At 68.4% G+C, this 18,734-nt stretch carries 18 protein-coding genes; 11 read left to right on the top strand and 7 right to left on the bottom strand.

Annotated features, from left to right (window positions below; translation table 11 throughout):
- Positions 1-19 precede the first annotated feature (19 nt).
- A complete protein-coding gene (gene cysC, locus ACK8HH_RS14995; RefSeq protein WP_412475303.1) occupies positions 20-1,906 on the bottom strand; it encodes an adenylyl-sulfate kinase in 1,887 nt (628 codons plus the stop codon).
- Positions 1,906-2,862 carry a sulfate adenylyltransferase subunit CysD gene (gene cysD, locus ACK8HH_RS15000; protein ID WP_006895750.1) on the bottom strand — a complete coding sequence of 319 codons (957 nt, stop codon included), beginning with the start codon at positions 2,860-2,862 and terminating at the stop codon, positions 1,906-1,908. The genes cysC and cysD overlap by 1 nt, the downstream gene beginning before the upstream one ends.
- 51 nt (positions 2,863-2,913) lie before the next feature.
- Between cysD and ACK8HH_RS15005 the strand changes: the two genes are divergently transcribed.
- The 9 genes from ACK8HH_RS15005 (at position 2,914) to ACK8HH_RS15045 (ending at position 10,126) form a co-directional block, all read left to right on the top strand.
- Complete coding sequence (locus tag ACK8HH_RS15005; protein ID WP_045539912.1) at positions 2,914-3,795, top strand: IclR family transcriptional regulator; 882 nt, start codon at positions 2,914-2,916, stop codon at positions 3,793-3,795.
- Between the two features lie 77 nt (positions 3,796-3,872).
- Positions 3,873-4,472 (top strand): DUF2249 domain-containing protein, encoded by a 600-nt coding sequence (locus ACK8HH_RS15010; protein WP_412475304.1) that lies wholly within the window; start codon positions 3,873-3,875, stop codon positions 4,470-4,472.
- A 4-nt stretch (positions 4,473-4,476) separates the two neighbouring features.
- Positions 4,477-4,827 (top strand): ferredoxin, encoded by a 351-nt coding sequence (gene fdxA, locus ACK8HH_RS15015; RefSeq protein WP_006895755.1) that lies wholly within the window; start codon positions 4,477-4,479, stop codon positions 4,825-4,827.
- A gap of 5 nt (positions 4,828-4,832) precedes the next feature.
- Positions 4,833-5,426: a helix-turn-helix transcriptional regulator gene (locus ACK8HH_RS15020; protein WP_006895756.1), complete on the top strand. Its 594-nt coding sequence runs from the start codon at positions 4,833-4,835 to the stop codon at positions 5,424-5,426.
- Positions 5,423-5,872, top strand: coding sequence for a hypothetical protein (locus tag ACK8HH_RS15025; RefSeq protein WP_006895758.1), 450 nt, complete (start codon positions 5,423-5,425; stop codon positions 5,870-5,872). Before ACK8HH_RS15020 ends, ACK8HH_RS15025 begins: the two co-directional genes overlap by 4 nt.
- A 59-nt stretch (positions 5,873-5,931) precedes the next feature.
- On the top strand, positions 5,932-6,843 hold the full coding sequence (locus tag ACK8HH_RS15030; protein WP_006895760.1) for an enoyl-CoA hydratase: 912 nt from the start codon (positions 5,932-5,934) through the stop codon (positions 6,841-6,843).
- Complete coding sequence (locus ACK8HH_RS15035) at positions 6,843-8,045, top strand: acyl-CoA dehydrogenase family protein (RefSeq protein WP_006895764.1); 1,203 nt, start codon at positions 6,843-6,845, stop codon at positions 8,043-8,045. Before ACK8HH_RS15030 ends, ACK8HH_RS15035 begins: the two co-directional genes overlap by 1 nt.
- Before the next feature lie 3 nt (positions 8,046-8,048).
- Complete coding sequence (locus ACK8HH_RS15040) at positions 8,049-9,014, top strand: acyl-CoA dehydrogenase family protein (RefSeq protein WP_412475305.1); 966 nt, start codon at positions 8,049-8,051, stop codon at positions 9,012-9,014.
- Positions 9,011-10,126: an acyl-CoA dehydrogenase family protein gene (locus ACK8HH_RS15045; RefSeq protein WP_375003657.1), complete on the top strand. Its 1,116-nt coding sequence runs from the start codon at positions 9,011-9,013 to the stop codon at positions 10,124-10,126. The genes ACK8HH_RS15040 and ACK8HH_RS15045 overlap by 4 nt, the downstream gene beginning before the upstream one ends.
- An 887-nt stretch (positions 10,127-11,013) precedes the next feature.
- Here the strand turns inward: ACK8HH_RS15045 and ACK8HH_RS15050 are convergent.
- Positions 11,014-12,240 (bottom strand): Nramp family divalent metal transporter, encoded by a 1,227-nt coding sequence (locus ACK8HH_RS15050; protein WP_045537452.1) that lies wholly within the window; start codon positions 12,238-12,240, stop codon positions 11,014-11,016.
- A 174-nt stretch (positions 12,241-12,414) separates the two neighbouring features.
- Here ACK8HH_RS15050 and ACK8HH_RS15055 point away from each other — a divergent pair, with 174 nt between their 5' ends.
- Together ACK8HH_RS15055 and ACK8HH_RS15060 are read left to right on the top strand one after the other, a co-directional pair.
- Complete coding sequence (locus ACK8HH_RS15055) at positions 12,415-13,284, top strand: alpha/beta fold hydrolase (RefSeq protein WP_412475306.1); 870 nt, start codon at positions 12,415-12,417, stop codon at positions 13,282-13,284.
- An 86-nt stretch (positions 13,285-13,370) separates the two neighbouring features.
- The gene (locus tag ACK8HH_RS15060; RefSeq protein ID WP_412475307.1) at positions 13,371-14,939 is read left to right on the top strand and encodes a DUF222 domain-containing protein; all 1,569 of its coding nucleotides are present in this window, start codon (positions 13,371-13,373) and stop codon (positions 14,937-14,939) included.
- On the opposite strand, the gene ACK8HH_RS15065 is transcribed toward ACK8HH_RS15060, so the two are convergent.
- Genes ACK8HH_RS15065 through hsaB form a run of 4 tightly spaced genes read right to left on the bottom strand, consistent with a single transcriptional unit; the run spans position 14,915 to position 18,615 of the window.
- Positions 14,915-16,051 carry a sulfotransferase family protein gene (locus tag ACK8HH_RS15065; RefSeq protein WP_062365998.1) on the bottom strand — a complete coding sequence of 379 codons (1,137 nt, stop codon included), beginning with the start codon at positions 16,049-16,051 and terminating at the stop codon, positions 14,915-14,917. The genes ACK8HH_RS15060 and ACK8HH_RS15065 overlap by 25 nt on opposite strands.
- Positions 16,044-16,826 (bottom strand): SDR family oxidoreductase, encoded by a 783-nt coding sequence (locus ACK8HH_RS15070; RefSeq protein ID WP_062366001.1) that lies wholly within the window; start codon positions 16,824-16,826, stop codon positions 16,044-16,046. The genes ACK8HH_RS15065 and ACK8HH_RS15070 overlap by 8 nt, the downstream gene beginning before the upstream one ends.
- A 26-nt stretch (positions 16,827-16,852) precedes the next feature.
- Entirely contained in the window at positions 16,853-18,049 is a 1,197-nt protein-coding gene (locus ACK8HH_RS15075) for a hypothetical protein (protein WP_082083898.1), read from the bottom strand.
- The gene (gene hsaB, locus ACK8HH_RS15080) at positions 18,040-18,615 is read right to left on the bottom strand and encodes a 3-hydroxy-9,10-secoandrosta-1,3,5(10)-triene-9,17-dione monooxygenase reductase subunit (protein ID WP_412475308.1); all 576 of its coding nucleotides are present in this window, start codon (positions 18,613-18,615) and stop codon (positions 18,040-18,042) included. Before hsaB ends, ACK8HH_RS15075 begins: the two co-directional genes overlap by 10 nt.
- Positions 18,616-18,734 lie beyond the last annotated feature (119 nt).

The following is an 18,734-nucleotide window of genomic DNA, read 5'->3' on the forward strand; positions in this document are numbered from 1 at the left end:
CTGGGGCTGCTCGCACCGGCTACAGCCCCAGTTCGCGCATGATCCGGTCGACGATCTGCTTCGGTGACCCATCGCCCGGGCGCACCACCAGGTCTGGGCTCTCGGGCACTTCGTACGGAGAGTCGATGCCGGTGAACTGGGTGATCTCGCCGGCCCGGGCTTTCGCGTAGAGGCCTTTGGGGTCACGTGCCTCGCAGTCGTCGAGCGGAGTGTCGACGAAGATCTCATAGAACGGCAGATCAGCCGCTTCGTGAATCTCCCTGGCCCGCTGCCGCTCTGCGGCGAACGGGCTGATCAGCGACACCAACGCGATCGCTCCGGAATCGGCGAACAGCGACGCGACCTCCGCGGTCCGGCGGATGTTCTCGCGCCGGTCGTCGTCGCTGAAGCCGAGGTCGCCGTTGAGCCCGTGACGCAGATTGTCGCCGTCGAGCAGGTAGGCGGGCCTGCCTTCGGCGACGATCCGCCGCTCCAACTCGGTGGCGATGGTCGATTTACCGGACCCCGAGAGCCCGGTGAGCCATACGGTCGCGCCGCGATGCGACCGTCCTGCGCGCGTCACCTTGCTCGACTGCCACACCACGTGGCTGTCGTGTGCGAGCGGTGCACTGATCATGCCCGCGGCCACTGTCGCGTTGGTGGTCTCGTCGATCAGAATGAAACTGCCGGTGGCGCGGTTGCGGCGGTACTCGTCGAACATCACCGGATGCTGCGCGTGCAACGACAGCCGGCCGATCTCGTTGAGCGTGAGGGCCGTCGCGTCCTCGTCCCGATGGAGAGTGTTGACGTCGAGCCGGTAGTTGAGTCCCTGCACGCGCACGCGCGTCTCCCGGGTTCCGCAGAGCATCACGTAGGTGTTGCCTGGAGCGAGAGCGGTGCTCTCGGAGAACCAGCAGACCATCGCGTCCAGTTCACGTCCCACGTGCGGGCGATTGTTGGGCCGCACCAGCATGTCGCCGCGCACGATGTCGATCTCGTCGTCCAACGCGATCGAGACCGCCTGGGAGGCGAACGCCTCCTGGAGTTCGACGCCGCCGGGTCCCCAGATCTGCTTCACCGTGGTCCCGAATCCGCCGGGCAGCGCGACGACCTTGTCGCCCACCGCGAACGTCCCTCCGGCGACGGTGCCGGCGAAGGCGCGGTGGTCGAGGCCGTCGCTGCGCTGCGGTCGGATCACATACTGCACCGGGAACCGCGCGTCGCGCAGGTTGCGGTCGGAGGCGATGTACACGTTCTCCAGATGGCTGAGCAGCGGTCGGCCGGTGTACCAGGGCATCGCCTCGGACCGGTCGACGACATTGTCACCGCGCAGAGCCGAGATCGGGATGAAACTCATGTCGCCGACGTTGAGCTTGGCCGCGAACGCGACCACTTCGTCGCAGATCTCCTCGAACCGCTCCTGCGAGTAGTCGACGAGATCCATCTTGTTGACGCAGACCGTCAAGTGCGGGATCCCCAGGAGCGACGATAGGAAGGCATGGCGGCGCGTCTGCTCGAGCACGCCCTTGCGAGCGTCGATCAGGATGATCGCGAGGTCGGCGGTGGACGCGCCGGTGACCATGTTGCGGGTGTACTGCACGTGTCCCGGCGAATCCGCGATGATGAACTTCCGGTTCTGCGTCGCGAAGTAGCGATACGCCACGTCGATGGTGATCCCCTGCTCGCGCTCGGCGCGCAGCCCGTCGGTGAGCAGCGCCAGATCGGCGTACTCGTCTCCGCGCTGGGCGCTGGTGCGCTCGATCGCTTCGAGCTGGTCGGTGAGGATCGACTTCGAGTCGTAGAGGAGCCGGCCGATCAGAGTCGACTTGCCGTCGTCCACGCTGCCCGCGGTGGCGATCCTGAGCAGTTCCGCCGGAGCGATCACCTCGGTGTCGGCCGGGCCGGCCGCACGGTTGTCGATGCGCATCAGAAGTAGCCCTCTTTCTTGCGGTCTTCCATGCCGGCTTCGGAGATCCGGTCGTCCGCTCGCGTGGCGCCCCGCTCGGTGACCCGAGTGGCGGCGACTTCGGCGATCACCTTCTCCGGGGTGTCGGCCTCGCTTCGGACACAACCGGTGCAGGTGGCATCGCCAACCGTGCGGAAACGAACGCGCTCGACGTGTGCGGTCTCACCCGGATAGGTCTCCAGGAAGCGCGTCTTCGCCAGGAGCATGCCGTCACGGGGCACCACCTCACGCTCGTGCGCGTAGTAGATCGACGGGAGTTCGATGCCCTCCTGGGCGATGTAGTTCCAGATGTCGAGCTCGGTCCAGTTGCTCAACGGGAACACCCGGATGTGCTCACCCCGCGCGCAGTGGCCGTTGTACAGGTTCCACAGTTCGGGCCGCTGGTTGCGCGGGTCCCATGCTCCGAACGAGTCGCGGAAACTGAAGAACCGTTCCTTGGCGCGTGCCTTCTCCTCGTCACGTCGCGCACCGCCGAACACCGCGTCGAACCGATGCTCCGCGATCCCCCTCAGCAGCGCCGCTGTCTGCAGCCGATTGCGCGACGTGCCCGGCCCGGTCTGCTCGACCACCCGGCCGGCGTCGATGTCGTCCTGCACGCTGCTGACGATCAGCGACACCCCGGTCTGCTCGACCACCCGGTCGCGGTACTCGATCACTTCATCGAAGTTGTGTCCGGTGTCGACGTGCATGAGCGGAAAGGGGACCGGCGCCGGCCAGAACGCCTTGCGCGCCAGATGGAACATCACCACCGAGTCCTTGCCCCCGGAGAAGAGCATGGCGGGGCGCTCGAAAGTGGCGCCCACTTCGCGGAAGATGTGGACGGACTCGGCCTCCAGTTCCTCGAGAGTCGTCAGCTCGTACCGTCGGCCGGTTCCGGCCGGGGCGGCCGGACGGGTCCCGTCGGGCGATGTGATCATCGACGCCACTTTCCTTGACTTGTCGAATATTCGACACTTAGTGTTGGCAATATGACAGCAACGGTAGGTGACGGACGCCCCGAGCGTCAATCGTCCCCGCCGACGCGCCGTGTGGTGGACGTGATGTCGCTCCTCGTCGAGCGCGCGGGCGATTCCCTCACGCTCGCAGAGGTCGTGCGAGTGACCGGCATCCCCCGCGGGACCGCACACGCGATCGCCACTCAGCTGTGCGAACTCGGCTGGCTGTCCAGGCGGCGGGACAACTCCTTCTCACTCGGCCCCGAGTTCCTCACCGTGTCCCGGCGCGCCGCACGTCTGGACCTGGTGGCGGCGAGCGCGATCCCCGCGATGCAGACCCTCGTCGAAGAGACCGGAGTGCCGGCGTTCCTCGCGCGCCGCACCGGCGATCTGGTGACCGTGGCCGATCAGGTCGTCCCGCAGACCGCTCCCGATTCCTGGGTGCCGCCGTTGCGCCGCGTCCACCTCCGACCGCCGCTGTGCCGCGAGTTCATCGCATGGTCGGACGAGCCCGAGCGCACCGACTGGCTGGCCGAGGCGTCCGCGGACCAGCGCGCCCGCCTCGCCGCCGTCCTCGACGCGATCCGCGATCGGGGCTATTCGATCGAGCGGATCACCGGACACCACCGCGCCATCATCGACACCCTGGGCAATCTCGACGAAATGCCCGCCCAGTTGCGATCGCGGATGTCGGAACTCGTGTCGGAACTGTCGGCGATCGATTACCTGCCCGCGGAATTGACCGGCGAGGTGGGCGCGGTGAGCGTCGGCGCCCCCATCTTCGACGCCGACGGAACCGCGATCGGCGCGATCGTCTCCTGCCCCGATTCGACGATGCCCGCGGACGAGGTCGCAGGGCTCGGTGCCGCGACGCGTGCGGCCGCCGACGAGGTGAGCGCCGCCGTCCGCCGCTGAACACACGCGTTGCCCCACGTCACGAATCGCGCTAGATTTTTTACAAGACTTCATTGTTTTTATTAGGAGGACTGGTCATGCCCGACGTCACCCTGGATGTCCGCGAGATCCCCAAGCCCCAGCGCCACCCCAAGATCTTCGGCACCTTCGACTCACTCGACGTCGGCGAGGCGATCATCCTGATCAACGACCACGATCCGCGGCATCTGCACGACGAGTTCGACGAACGACTGCCCGGCGGATACGGCTGGGACTATCTGGTGCGCGAGAAGCGCGACTACCGCATCCGCATCAGCAAGACAACCGCGGCCCCGCCGCCCCGCCTGCTCGGCAACACCGCCGAGCTCACCGACGGACCGGTCGACGCCGCCGGCGTGGCGTGGAAGCTCGACTTCGACGGCCGCGGGCTCGATTCCAACCTGATCCGGCTGGCCCCGGGCGGCGGTATCGACACGCACCGGGGAGCGGAGGTGGACGTCCTGATCCACGTGGTCGCGGGGTCGGGCACCGTCGGCACCGAGACCGGCGATGTGGCGGTGTCCGCGGGCGATCTGCTCTGGTTGCCGCGGCGGTCGGAGCGATCGTTCACCGCCGGTCCCGATGGGCTGAGCTATCTCACCGTCCACACCCACCGCGAGCCCACGCTCACGATCGAGCCGCTCGGCACCGGGCGGTGACGACATGGCCTACGTGATCGCGCTCCCCTGCGTCGATGTGATGGACCGGGCGTGCGTGGAGGAATGTCCCGTCGACTGCATCTACGAAGGCGGCCGCAGCCTCTACATCCACCCCGACGAATGCGTCGACTGCGGCGCCTGCGAGCCGGTGTGCCCGGTGGAGGCCATCTTCTACGAGGACGACGTCCCCGACGAATGGACGCCGTACATCACCGACAACGCGGATTTCTTCGTCGAGACCCTGCCCGGCCGCGACGCACCGCTGGGCTCACCCGGCGGCGCGATGAAGCTCGGGCCCACCGGGGCCGACGCACCGCTGGTGGCCTCCCTCCCGCCGCAGGGCACCGACCACTGACCGCCGTGCGCACCACGATCCTGGACACCCTCCGCGCGGCGGCCGCGCCGATGACCGTCGCCGAAGTGGCGGAGGCGACCGACATTCCGCAGACCACCGTCCGCTTTCATCTGCGCGCACTCACCGCGGACGGGCTGATCGTCGTCGACACCGCCGAGCACGACGGGCCGGGGCGGCCTCGGCTCCTCTATCGGGCGCGCCCCGCGATGGACCCGTCCGGCCCTCGCAATTACGGGATCCTGGCCGAGGTGTTGCTCCGAACACTGGCCGACACGCCGGACGCGGCCGCGCGTGCGGTGGCCGCCGGTCGCGAATGGGGGGCGGCCGGCAGCTCCGGTTCCGACGAACCGGTCGAAGATCTGCTCGCCGTACTCGACGATCTCGGTTTCGCGCCCGAAGCGGCGGGCGACCGGATCCGCCTGAACCGCTGCCCGTTCCTCGAACTCGCCCGACGACAGCCGGCCCTGACCTGCTCGGTGCACCGGGGCATAGTGCAGGGCGTGCTCAGCAGGCACCACACCGACCTCCGCCTCGAGCGGCTGGACGCCTTCGTCGACGGCGACCACTGCTTGGCGGTCCTGGCGGGAGGCCGCCGGTGAGCCGGTTGAGCGTGGAGATCGACCTCTTCACTGCGACGGGGTCGGCCGCCGTCATCGCCGGCGGCTTGGTGGCCGCCGTGGCGCGCCCGCTCGATCTGGCGAAGGGCAGTTGGCTGGCGGCCTACCTGGTGCTCGTCTGCGGCGTCGCCCTCATCGCGATCGGCATCGCACAGCAACGTGCCCCGCAGCCGATGAGCGCGCGCTTCCACGCATCACAGCTGACGGGGTGGATCGCGGCGAACGCCCTGGTGATCGCCGGCTCGCTGACCGACACACCGGCCGTGGTCGACGTCGGGTCGATCCTGCTGCTCGTCGTCCTGGCCGCCACGTGGCGGGCCGGCCTGCGCCTTCTGGGGTCGAAGGCGCCGGCGGCGTACGCCTACCTCGCGGTCCTGACGGTCCTCATCGTGAGCGTGCCCATCGGGATGGTTCTCGCCTCCCGCTGACGGCCCGCGCCGGCGCCCGGCCTACCAACCAAGCACTTGCTAGGTTAGAGTCTGTAGGTATGAGCAACGCCGTCATCCCTCCCCCGTTGGGGCCCGACGACCTCGGCCCCGACACGTCGCCCGTCGCATACGAGACCGCCGGCGCCGTCGCCTATGTCACGCTGAACCGTCCCGATTACCGCAACGCGCAGAACTCGGTGATGACGTACTCGCTGGACGCGGCGTTCCGGAAAGCCGTCGACGACACCGAGATCAAGGTGATCGTGCTGCGCGCCAATGGAAAGCACTTCTCCGCGGGCCACGACATCGGCACCCCCGAACGCGACTTCGACACGTTCTATCCCAATGTGGCGACGCTGCACTGGGATCACACGCGCGGCGACGGCGAGCCGCTCGACAGCAACCAGCGACTGGCCCGCGAGATCGAGGTGTACATGGGGATGTGCCGCCGCTGGCGGGAGATCCCGAAGCCCGTCATCGCTCAGGTGCACGGCGCGTGCATCGCCGGAGGCCTGATGCTCGCGTGGTCGGCCGACTTCATCGTCGCCTCCGACGACGCCTTCTTCTCCGACCCCGTCGCCCGGATGGGCATTCCCGGCGTCGAGTACTTCGCGCACGCGTACGTCCTCGGGGCGCGGCGTGCCAAGGAGATCCTGTTCACCGGCCAGCGCTTCACCGCGGCGCAGGCGCTGGACTGGGGAATGGTGAACCACGTCGTTCCGCGCGAGGGTCTGAGCGCCAAGGTCGACGAGCTCTGCGCGCAGATGACCGAGATGCCGATGCAGGGACTGTTCCTGAGCAAAAAGGCCGTCAACATCTGCGAAGACCAGATGGGGATGCGCAATGCCATGGACTCGGTGTTCGGCTGGCATCACTTCGCACACGCGGCCAACGACGCCGATTCGGGGGACTCGCTCGGCGGCATGGACGCGCGCAGCATGCGCGACGCCGCGCAGAAGGGTGAGGCCTGATGGACCTGCTGTTCGACGACGCCGCCCAGAAGTTCCGCGCCGAGGTCCGCGCCTGGCTGGCCGAGCACGTGCCCGCCGACCCGCTGCCTTCGATGGACACCGCCGAAGGTTTCGAAGCGCACCGCGCGTGGGAGGCCGAGATGGCGGCCGACCGGATGTCGGTGGTCAGTTGGCCCGAGGAATTCGGCGGACGCGACGAGCCGCTGCTGCACTGGCTGATCTTCGAAGAGGAGTACTACCGATCGGGGGCGCCTGGCCGTGTGAGTCAGAACGGCATCTTCCTGCTCGCCCCGACCCTCTTCGAGCACGCGAGTCCGGAACAGCTCGCCCGCATCATGCCGCGCATGGCTCGTGCGGACGACATCTGGGGGCAGGCATGGAGTGAGCCGGAGGCCGGGTCCGACCTCGCGTCGCTGCGGTCCACCGCCACCCGCACCGACGGCGGCTGGCTGCTGAACGGGCAGAAGACCTGGAGCTCCCGGTCGAGTTTCGCCGACTGGGGGTTCGGATTGTTCCGCACCGACCCGGAGGCGCCCGCCGCCGGGAGCGAAGCGAGCGGGGCGAAATCGGGCCGGCACAGGAACATCACGTACTTCATGTTCGACCTGCGCAGCGAGGGCGTGACCGTGCGCCCGATCGCTCAGCTCGACGGTGAGGCGGGGTTCGCCGAACTCTTCCTGGAGAACGTCTTCGTGCCCGACGACCCCGACGACCCAGCCCACTCGGGCGTCATCGGCCAGGTGAACAACGGGTGGAAGGTCGCGATGAGCACCGCGGCCAACGAACGCGGACTGTCGTTGCGGTCGCCGGGCCGATTCCTCGCTGCCACCGATCGTCTGGTGAGACTGTGGAAGGAACGCGGCGCCGACGCACCGTCGACCGCCGCCACCGACAAGGGCGTCGCCGACGCCTGGATCGGTGCACGCGCCTACGAACTGTCGACGTATCAGACGGTCAGCCGGCTGGCGGCAGGCGGACAGCTCGGCATGGAGTCGTCGATCAACAAGGTGTTCTGGTCGCAGTGGGACATCGCCGCCCACGAGACCGCACTCGACCTGCAGGGCGCCGACGCCGAACTCGCCGACCCCTGGATGGACGGCTACCTCTTCTCGCTGTCGGGACCGATTTACGCCGGCACCAACGAGATCCAGCGAAACGTGATCGCCGAGCGACTCCTCGGCCTGCCCCGCGGAGACCGATAGACCATGGACTTCCTCCTCAACGACATCCACACCGACCTGGCGTCCACCGTCGCCGCCATCGGCGAGAAGGCAGGCGGAGCAGCGGTCGCACGCGCATGGTCGGAGGGCGACCGCACCCCCGCCCTCACCGTCTACGGCCGGCTCGCCGAGGCCGGAATCACCGGTCTGCTCGTCGACGACGATCTGGGCGGCTCGGGTGCCGGTGCCACTGAGATGGTGGTCGCCGCAGAGCAGATCGGCCGGTTCGCGCTGCCCGGCCCGGTCGCCGAGACCTTCGCCGCCGTCCCCTGCGCGCTCGCGGCCGCGGGCGCGTCCGATGCGCTGGCGGCGCTGCTGAACGGCCGTCCGGCCACCATCGCGACGTCGGCCACCGCCCGTCGCGCCGCCGCGCCGGTCGATGCGGACGTCTACGTCCTGCGCGACGGGGCCCTCTCTTCGGGGACCGTCGTCGCCGAACACCCGTCGGTCGATCCGACCCGGACAGTGGCCGACGTCGAAGCCGGAGCCGCGCTCGGGACCGCGGACGAGAGGGCGGTCGCGCATCTCGGCGCGCTGGCGACGGCCGCGCAGCTGATCGGGCTGGGCGGCGCGATGCTCGACATCGCTTCGGAATACGCCAAGGCGCGCAAACAGTTCAACCGCGCCATCGGCTCGTACCAGGCCGTCAAACACCACCTGGCCGACGTCGCCATCGCCATCGAGATGGCCCGGCCCCTGGTCCACGGTGCAGCGGTGGGTCTCGATGGAAACGCGCCGGCGGACACCGATGTGGCGCGCGAGGTCTCCGCTGCGAAGGTCGCCGCGGCGGATGCGGCGTACCTCGCCTCACGCCGGAGTCTGCAGGTGCTCGGCGCCATCGGATACACCGCCGAGCACGATCTCTCGCTGTACCTGACCAAGACCCGTGCGCTCGTGTCGGCGTGGGGCACTCCCGCCGAGCACCGCGCCCTGATCCTGGAGACCCTGTGAGCACTCACGAGAGCATCAGCGCCGAAGACCGCGCAGCCTTGGCCGAGTCGATCCGCGACGTGCTGCGCCGCCGATCCGATTCCGCCTCGGTCCGCGCCGCCATCCGCACGCAGGGCCGCATGGACCGCGCCGTGTGGGAGACACTCTGCACCGAGGTGGGAGTCGCGGCCCTCGCCGTCCCCGAGCAGTACGACGGTGCCGGCGCCGCCCTCACCGAGACCGCCTTGGCCGTCGAGGAGGTGGGCGCCGCACTCGCTCCGGTGCCCGTGTTCTCGTCCGCGGTTCTGGCCGCGGGTGCCGTCCTCGCCTCCGGCGACGACGACGCAGCCGCCCGGCTGCTGCCTGGATTGGCTTCGGGCGAACGCATCGGCGCCCTGTGCTGGGCCGACGCCGCAGGGTGGTCGACGCCCGGTGTGGTCGCCGAGGCGGGCCTGCTCAGTGGGACCGCCGGATACGTGATCGACGGCGAGTCGGCCGATGTCTTCCTGGTGGTGGCCGGTCGGCCGGGCGACGCCGGGGCTGCTCAGACGCTGCACGAGGTGGACGCGAATGCCGAGGGCGTCACCGTCACCCCGCTGCCGCTGCTCGATCCCACGCGACCGCTGGCTCGCGTCAGTTTCGACGAGGTGTCGTCGACGACCCTCGCGTCGCCACCGGACGTCGCCGAGCGTATCCGCACCCTGGCTTGGGCGATGTTGTCGGCCGAGCAGGTTGGCGGCGCCGCCCGGGCCCTCGAACTGACGGTGGAGCACACCACCTCGCGCAAGCAGTTCGGGCGGGCGCTCGCCTCGTTCCAGGCGCTCAAGCACGCGATGGCCGACATGTACGTGAAGGTGGAGGCGATGCGGTCGATGTCCGCCGCGGCGATCGATGCGCTCGTCCAGGGCCGCGACGACGCGGCCGAACTCGCCGCCGCCGCTCACGTCTACTGCTCGGAGGGTTACATGTCGGTCACCGGCTCCGCCGTCCAGTTGCACGGCGGCATCGGCATCACCTGGGAACACGACATCGGCATGTTCTTCAAACGTGCCCAGGCCGACGCCCAGCTGTTCGGCCAGCCGCATCACGCGCTGGCCCGGGTGAGTCTGAGCGAGCCTCCCCAGGCAGGTTGAGGCAGTCCTCCCCAGGCCGGTTGAGCGAGCCCTCCCCCGGCTGGTTGAGCGAGCGAAGCGAGTCGAAACCAACCGCACACACCATGTCTCGACACGCCGCGCTCGCTACGCTCACACGCCTACTCGACAAACCTCGGAACGACGACGAGCGCCCCTCTCAGGCTCGTTGAGCGACCCCCCAGGCTCGTTGAGCGAGCGAAGCGAGACGAAACCAACCGCACACACCATGTCTCGATACGCCGCGCTCGCTACGCTCACACGCCTACTCGACAAACCTCGGAACGACGGCGAACGTCCCTCTCAGGCTCGTTGAGCGACCCCCCAGGCTCGTTGAGCGAGCGAAGCGAGACGAAACCAACCGCACACACCATGTCTCGATACGCCGCACTCGCTACGCTCACACGCCTACTCGACGAACCTCGGAACGACGACGAGCGCCCCCTCCAGGCCGGTTGAGCGAGCGAAGCGAGTCGAAACCACAACGCGCGCAGCATGTCTCGATACGACGCGCTCGCTACGCTCACACGCCCACTCGACGAACCTCGGAACGACGGCGAGCGCCCCTCTCAGGCTGGTTGAGCGAGCCCCCAGGCTCGTTGAGCGAGCGAAGCGAGTCGAAACCAACCCGCACACACCATGTCTCGATACGACGCGCTCGCTACGCTCACACGCCCACTCGACAAACCTCGGAACGACGGCGAGCGCCCCTCTCAGGCAGGTTGAGCGAGCCCCCAGGCTCGTTGAGCGAGCGAAGCGAGTCGAAACCAACCCGCTACACACCATGTCTCGATACGACGCGCTCGCTACGCTCACACGCCTACTCATAGGCCTGGGGACGACGGCGAGTGTCCCCAACCACCGCGCGCAGACCCGCCCAGACAGCGCACCTACGCGAACGTCAGACCGATCAACACCACGTTGAGCACGACGATGGCGACTGCGGCGACAGCGGAGGCCCAGCGCAACGGGCGGCCGTCGGCGAACTCGCCCATCAAGGCCCGGTCCGCGGTGTAGCGACGCAGGGGAACGATCGCGAACGGGATCCCGAAGCTGAGCACCACCTGCGAGATGACCAGCGCCATCGTCGGATTCACACCCAGCGCCAGGACGACGACCGCCGGGATCAGCGTCACCGCGCGGCGTACGAGAATCGGAATCCGCCGCTTGAGCAGCCCTCCCATGATCGCGCCACCGGCGTACGCGCCGACCGACGTCGAAGCGATACCGGACGCGAGCAGACCGACGGCGAACACCGCCGCCACCACCGGCCCGAGCGCATCGCGTACCGCATCGTGCGCCCCCTCGATGCTGTCGGTGCCCTCGCGTCCATACAGACTCGACGCAGCGAGGACCAGGAGCGCGATGTTCACAGTGCCCGCGATCACGAGCGCGATGACGACGTCGATCCGCGTGACCGCGAGCAGCCTGCGCGTGCGGCCGGCGCCGATCGGCTGACCATGCCGGTCGATCACCAGGGACGAATGCAGATAGATCGCGTGGGGCATCACCGTCGCCCCCAGCATCGATGCCGCGAGCAGCACAGTCTCGGCGCCGTCGAGCCGGGGAACCATGCCGTTGATGATCCCGCCGGCGTCGGGCGGATTCACGAGCAGTCCGGCCAGGAAACCGAAGACGATCACGGCCAACAGCGCCACGATCGCAGTTTCGAATCGCCGCTGTCGGCGCCGATCGGCCATCGAGAGGATCGCCATCGACACCAGGCCGACGATCACTCCGCCGATCGGCAACGGCAGTCCGAAGAGCAGGTTGAGGGCGATCGCACCGCCGATCACCTCGGCGATGTCGGTGGCTCCCGCCACGAGTTCGGCCTGGGCCCAGAACAGCAGACGCGACCGCCGCGACAGGCGCCGCCCCAACGTCTCGGGGAGCGTCTTCCCCGTCACCACCCCGAGTTTGGCCGACTGATACTGCACCATCACCGCCATCACGTTGGCGACGACCAGTACCCAGACGAGGAGATACCCGTACTTCGCGCCAGCGGTGATGTTGGCCGCGACATTGCCGGGATCGACGTAGGCGATCGCCGCGACGAACGCCGGTCCCAGCAGGCCCACGGCGCGCAAACGAGTCCCCGACCCCCTTGTGCGAAGCATGTAATGAGGCTAGGCGTTCACCAATGATTCGGTCAACCGAACTCTAATGTGCGGATGCTCACCAATGACTCGTCACTTGCTCGATTCCGGCGCGCACGACACCCCACCCACGCGGACGACTCCGATATGTAGTACCCACAAGAGAGGAAATCGTCGCATCGGAAGGCCGCCATCATGACCGTCACAGTCCCGCAGTCCTTCGCTGTCGAAATCGGCGACCTCACACTGCGCGGCGACCACTGGCGCGCAAACGGTTCCGGCCCCGCGGCCGCTCCCGCGCTGCTGCTGCACGGCGGAGGGCAGACCCGCCATTCGTGGGACCGCACCGCCTCCGCCCTGGTCTCGCGCGGACGGGATGTCGACACCATCGATCTGCGCGGACACGGCGACAGCGACTGGGCGCGCGACCACGACTACGGGTTGGAGGCGTTCGTCTCCGACCTGCGCGGCGTGCTCCCGACACTGTCTGGCGCCCCCGTGATCGTCGGTGCGTCGCTCGGCGGCATCACCGGCCTCTGCACCGCGGGCGAGGACCCGTCGGCCGCGGCGGCGCTCGTGCTGGTGGACATCGTGGTGAACGTGGAGCAGACGGGCATCGACCGCATCAAGGCGTTCATGACCGATCACGTCGACGGATTCGCGAGCCTGGAGGAGGTGGCCGACGCGGTGGCGGCGTACAACCCGGCACGAACACGTCCGGCGACCCTGGACGGACTGCGCAAGAACGTGCGACGCCGCGACGACGGACGCTGGTACTGGCACTGGGACCCGCAGTTCATCCGGTCGGGCGACGGCGACGAACCGCGCCGGCACACCGATCCCGAACGCCTGGCCGAGGCCGCCCGGAACGTCACCGTTCCGACGCTCATCGTCCGCGGCGGGAAGTCGGATGTTGTGAGCGACGCCGGCGTGCAGCACATGCGCGCATTGATCCCCCACGCGGAGACCGCCGACGTCAGCGGCGCAGGCCACATGGTTGCCGGAGACGACAACGAGGTCTTCGCCGCGGCGATCGAGGGATTCCTGGACCGTAGCGGTTTGTAACCCAGGCCTTGTCGTACCCCCGCGATAGACTTCGTACATACAATCGGATAGTGAGTGATCGACGACACGGATAGGGGGTGAGTCGGATGGATGCAGATCAGACGGAAGCCGAGCCGTCAACGGCGCTGCCAACAGATCCGGCCACCCTGGTCGCCATGATCGAGGGGGCGACGGTTGCACTCGCCGCTGCCCGGTTCACCGCCGCCACCGAGGAACAGCTCCTCGAGATCGCCGAGGTTCTCGAGCGAGTGCACCGCCGGCTCGACGCCGTCGACGCCGCGCTGCTGGTGGAGGTCTCCGACCGCGGCGCCTACCGCAAGGACGGCTACCTGTCACTGCATCAGTACCTGTCCTCGGGACTGCGTCTGGGCGACGGTGAGGCCCGCCGCCGACGGACCAGCGTTGCCGCGATCGGCCGCTTCACCGGACTACAGGGCCAAACCCTCCCACCGGCGCGCCTGGCCACCGCCGATGCGGTCACCGACGGGGTCATCGGTGCGGCCCACGTCCGGGAGATCGATGCGATCATGGACAGAATCCCGGCCGCCGTCGACCCACTGACGCGTGAACAGGCCGAGGCCCAGTTGGCTGCTGTGGCGCGGGAGCTGACCCCGGACGGCGTCCGAGCCGCCGGGATCCGGCTGCTAGCGCACCTGGACCCCGACGGATCACTGACCGACGAGCGGGACCGCAAGCGGCACCGCAAGTTCGCCTTGATGCCGCAGGACCGGCGGCTGATGAGCAAAGTGACTGCGTCCCTGACCCCGGCGCTGCGGGCCCGCTTCGAACTCCTGTTGGGTTCGTGGGCCGCACCCGGCATGAACAACCCGGCAGATCCGGAGTCTCCACGCGGGGCGTGCGAAGTCGCCGACCCCGCCGCGGTCGCCGCTGCGGCCGAGCGCGACGACCGCACCGCCGGACAACGCGGCCACGACGCCCTCGTCGCGCTGCTCGACGCCGAACGCGCACTGACCGCCGCCGCAACCACCGGGAACGGCCGGCTGTCGTCGCAGATCGTCGTCACCGTCACAAACAAAGAACTGCGCGAGCACGCGGGTGTCGCCTTGACCGCGACGGGTACTCGGCTGCCCGTCGCTGAGTTGATCGAAGTCGCTGCCGACGCGACTCCGCATTTGGCGGTGTTCTCTCACCACACCGGCCAGGCCCTCTACCTGGGTCGGGGACGACGCCTCGCGTCGAAAGCCCAGCGGCTGATGCTCTTCGCCCGCGACCGCGGCTGCACCGCCCCCGGCTGCGCAGCCCCGGTCTCCCGCACCCAGGCCCACCACTTCCCCGATTACGCGGACGGCGGCCCCACCGATGTCGACCACCTCGGGGCCGCGTGCGGCCGTCACAATCGCTCAGTGGGCAAGGCCCTCGGCGACTGGGAGACGATGCTTCTCATCGACGGTCCACACGCCGGGCGCATCGCGTGGGACCCGTCGCTGCTCGGTACCCTCGGAAAGGGTGGAGGGTCAACCAGATCCACCACGCCGAACTCCTGCCCGATCAGGGTCCGCACGCCCCGCCCGCACCGGGCGACTCCCGCGGCGAGGCCTACCTCGCCCGCCTCATCGCCGCCTGACCGGCGGAGCACCGCGCGCCCCGAGGATCTGAGCGTGGACCGCTCCTACGCGAACGCCTTGCGCACCTGATCTGCGGTGAGCCCGTAGTCCGCGAGCGCGTACTTGTGCTGCGGCCGGCGGTCGCCCGACTTGGAATCCTCGTCGAGCGCGGTCATCGCCCCTTTGGCGGCGTCGGTGAACTCGGCACCGATCGCGTCGTACACGCGCTCCACGGTTCCGAACGGGTCCGCCCTCAGATCGGTGAAGTCGACGTCGACGAACTGCGCCGGGTCGTACTTCTCGCGCGCCCGAGAGAACGCGTGCAGACCGCGCGACCACAGATCGAGTTGCGTCTGCCCGATCCGGTCCCTGGTGAACGCACGCGAGTAGCCCGCCGTCGCCTGCTCGGCGAGGCTGCACATGGATCCGATGATCGTCTCCGGCGCGCGATGTGTCTGCACGATGACAGCGTCGGGATACACCTCCATGATCGCGTCGAGCGCGAAGAGATGGCTCGGGTTCTTCAGCACCCAGCGCCGATCGACGTCGTTGCCGCCGATGAGCTGGAGATTGCGCCGGTGGCGCTCGTAGGCGGGCGTCCAATCCTGCTGCGCGAGCCACTCCGAGTACTCGGGAATGTGCGCGAGCGATTCGTACGAGATCGACATCAGCGACTGCCGCAGCAGTTGCCAGCACTCCTCCACCTCGGCCGCGCCCATGTAGTGCAGCCCCATGAACTCCGGGTTCTCCACGTGATGCTGCGACAACCCGGCGTCTATCCGCTGAAAGACCGGGTTCGCGTCCCATGTCTCGCGCGGAGGCCGCGGCTGCGGGAACTCCGTCAGCCACATCTCCAGCCCCTGATGGGCGGGGTCGGCGGCCAGCAGCCTGTGCAACGCGGTGGTGCCGGTCCGCGGCAGTCCGGTGACGAACACCGGCCGTTCCACCGGCACCCGCACGTAATCCGGGTTGTTCTTCCACCCCGCCTCGCTGAGCAGCCGTGCGATCAGCGCGCCCTTGAGGAAGTAGCGGAACATCTTGCTGCCCAACGGTTCCAGATCGGCGGACTGCGCGTACGACGACAGCAGCACCTCGAGACCTTCGAGGTAGTCCGTGTCGCCGAAGTCGTCGAGGCCGACGGCGCGGATCGCCGCCTCGTGCAGTTCGTCGACCGTGCCGACAGTGGTTCGGGACTCAGTCATGGTATTCACCGCAGTTCACGTCGAGAGTGTGTCCGGTGATCGCCCGCGCGAGGTCGGAGGCGAGGAACAGCACCGCGTCTGCGATCTCCGCCGGCTCCGGCAGCCGTTTCAGATCGCTGCGCGACGCGGTCTGCTCGTAGACCTGCTCCGGGGTGATCCCGTATTTCTTCGCGACCTCGCCGAAGTACCACTTCAGCTGGTCGTCCCAGATGTATCCGGGCGCGACGCTGTTGACCCGAATCCCCTCGCCGCCGAGCTCGGTGGCCAGTGTCTGCGACATCGACAGCAGCGCCGACTTAGCGATCTTGTAGCTGCCGTAACGCGGCTCCGAATGCCGGATCACCATGGAGTTGACGTTCACGATCGACCCGTTCGCCTCGCTCAACGCGGGCGTGAACGCCTTGATGACTCGAAGTGTGCCGAGCACGGTGAGGTCGAGACCGGAAGTGATCTGGTCGAAGTCGGTGCGGCCCAGCGGCTTCATCGACGGGACCGCAAAGGCGTTGTTGACCAGGACGTCGACCCCGCCGAACTCGGCCACGGTGCGATCGACGAGGTTCGCCACCGCGGAATCGTCGGTGATGTCGGTGGGGACGGTCAGCGCCTCGCCGCCCGCCTGCCGGATCTCGGCCGCGATCTCCGCGAGCCGCGACTCGGTCCGTGCCGCGAGCACCACGCGAGCCCCCTGGGCCGCGGAACGCACGCACACCGCACGGCCCAGCGCCGGACCCACTCCGGAGACGACGACGATCTTTCCGTCGAGAAGACCTGCCATTACCCGTCCTGTCTATCCGAGCCTGTCTATCCGAGCATCCGGCGGGCGAATGCCCGTTGCCGGACCGCGATCCGCTCTGCCCAGCCGGCGGCGTCGATCCGGTTGTCCCGGTAGTACGGCAGATGCGAGGGAACGTCGGCATCGTTCACCACCACGGCCGTGGGACCCTGCTCGGCAGTGATCGGCGCATCGGTCCGCTGCCACCGGAACTGCAGGATGCCGCGCCGCCGGCCGGTGGTCTCCACCCAGTTCGCGATTCCCGGATCGTTCGCCGCAATCACCATCCGGATCATTCCGTCCGGGTCCACCTGAGCCTGAGCCGAGTTCAGCGACGTCTGATGATTCACATAGTCGAGCGAGATGTACCACATGCTGCCGAGCTGAAAGCCCTGGTAGGGCGCATCGGAGCACGGCACGGTCACCACCATCGACCGGCCCGCGGGCAGATCGAAGTGACCGACCGACGAGTACTGAGTCGCCAACCCGCCCGGCGTGGTGCGCGGCGCCGTGAAGGTGTTGACCGGCTCACCGAGGTAGAACCACTTGGGGAAGTTGAACCATGTGTTCACGCGCGAGGTCAGCATCTTCGCCGCCACGGCGTAGCGCTTGGCGATCCGGTCGGTGGAGAGTTCCGCGGGTGGAAGTCCGACGGTGTCCACCCGCTCAATGGTGATCGAACCCTTCTGCTCGGCGGCCCAGTCGCTGTACACCTCCCGGACCGAGAGCATGGTCGCGCCCTCACCCAGCACGAAGTGGGTGCCGTCGGGCACTCCCGGCCGCTCCGGCCCGAACGTGATCTCGAAACTCCCGTCGTCGGCGATCGGGATCACGCGATCGTCGAAGGCGGTCTCTCCGCCGGGGACCTCATCCGCCGTGTAATTGCCCCGGATCACCTGAAAGGCCAGATCAGCGGTGGTGCCGCGCACGCCCCGCACCACGTACGTGGCCTCGGGAACCACCGTCGCGTGGTAATAGAGCGTGTCCGGGTTGTCGAGCCCCATCTTGGAGTACGGCCCCGTGGAAGTCACGAAATAGGGATGCGTCTTCTCCCCCGCGCGTGCCACCTGGAGAATCGACGAGATGCCGCCCGCCAGATAGTCGAGACCCTCCGCGCGCTCGGCGTCGGTCTCGGCGAAGTCCGCACTGCGCACCAGCGCCTCGGCTTCGGCGATCGCCGCGGTGAACGGCGCGGTGACCGACTCCGCGGGCTCGGTCACAGCCACGTGTCGCCTCCGGTCCAAGTGAGGAAGTTGTCGAGTTCGGCCTGAGCCGGCGTCACCCGCGGATGCTCGGTGGACAGGTAGCCGCCGCGATAGAACAGCAGAGGCTTGTCCTGCAGCACTTCGCCGAGGATCTGAGCCCGCCCGATGACGATCCAGTGGTCGCCCCCGTCGGTGACCGAGTCCACCGAGCACTCCACCCAGGTGAGACTGTGCCGCAGCACCGGCAGCCCCGCGGGCGACGGATCCCAGGTGATCGACTTGAACTTGTCGGCCCCCGGCGCGCCGAAGGTCGCGCTGACATCCTGCTGCCGGTTCGACAGCACGTTGACGCAGAACTGTCCCCGCGCCTCGATCACCGGCCAGGTTCGCGACATCTTCTGCGGACAGAACAGGACCAGCGGCGGGTCCAGCGACAGCGCCGCGAACGACTGACAGGCGAAGCCGACCGGCTTCTCCTCCTCGTCGAGCGTGGTGATCACCGTGACCCCGGTGCAGAACTGGCCCATCGCGGTCCGGAACTGCCGGGAGTCGAAGTCGTCGGTCCCGTACGGGGAGTGCGGAGTCATGTCGGTTTCCCTTCGGTGGGGTCGGATGCAGTGGGTCGGGTGCAGTGCGGCCGGATGATCGGGCCGAGCGGACGGAGTGGGCAATCGACTCACTCCGCTCGCTCGACCGGCGGAACGGG

It is taken from the genome of Gordonia sp. LUNF6 (genome assembly GCF_047041125.1).
GTDB classification, from domain to species: Bacteria; Actinomycetota; Actinomycetes; order Mycobacteriales; family Mycobacteriaceae; genus Gordonia; species Gordonia sihwensis.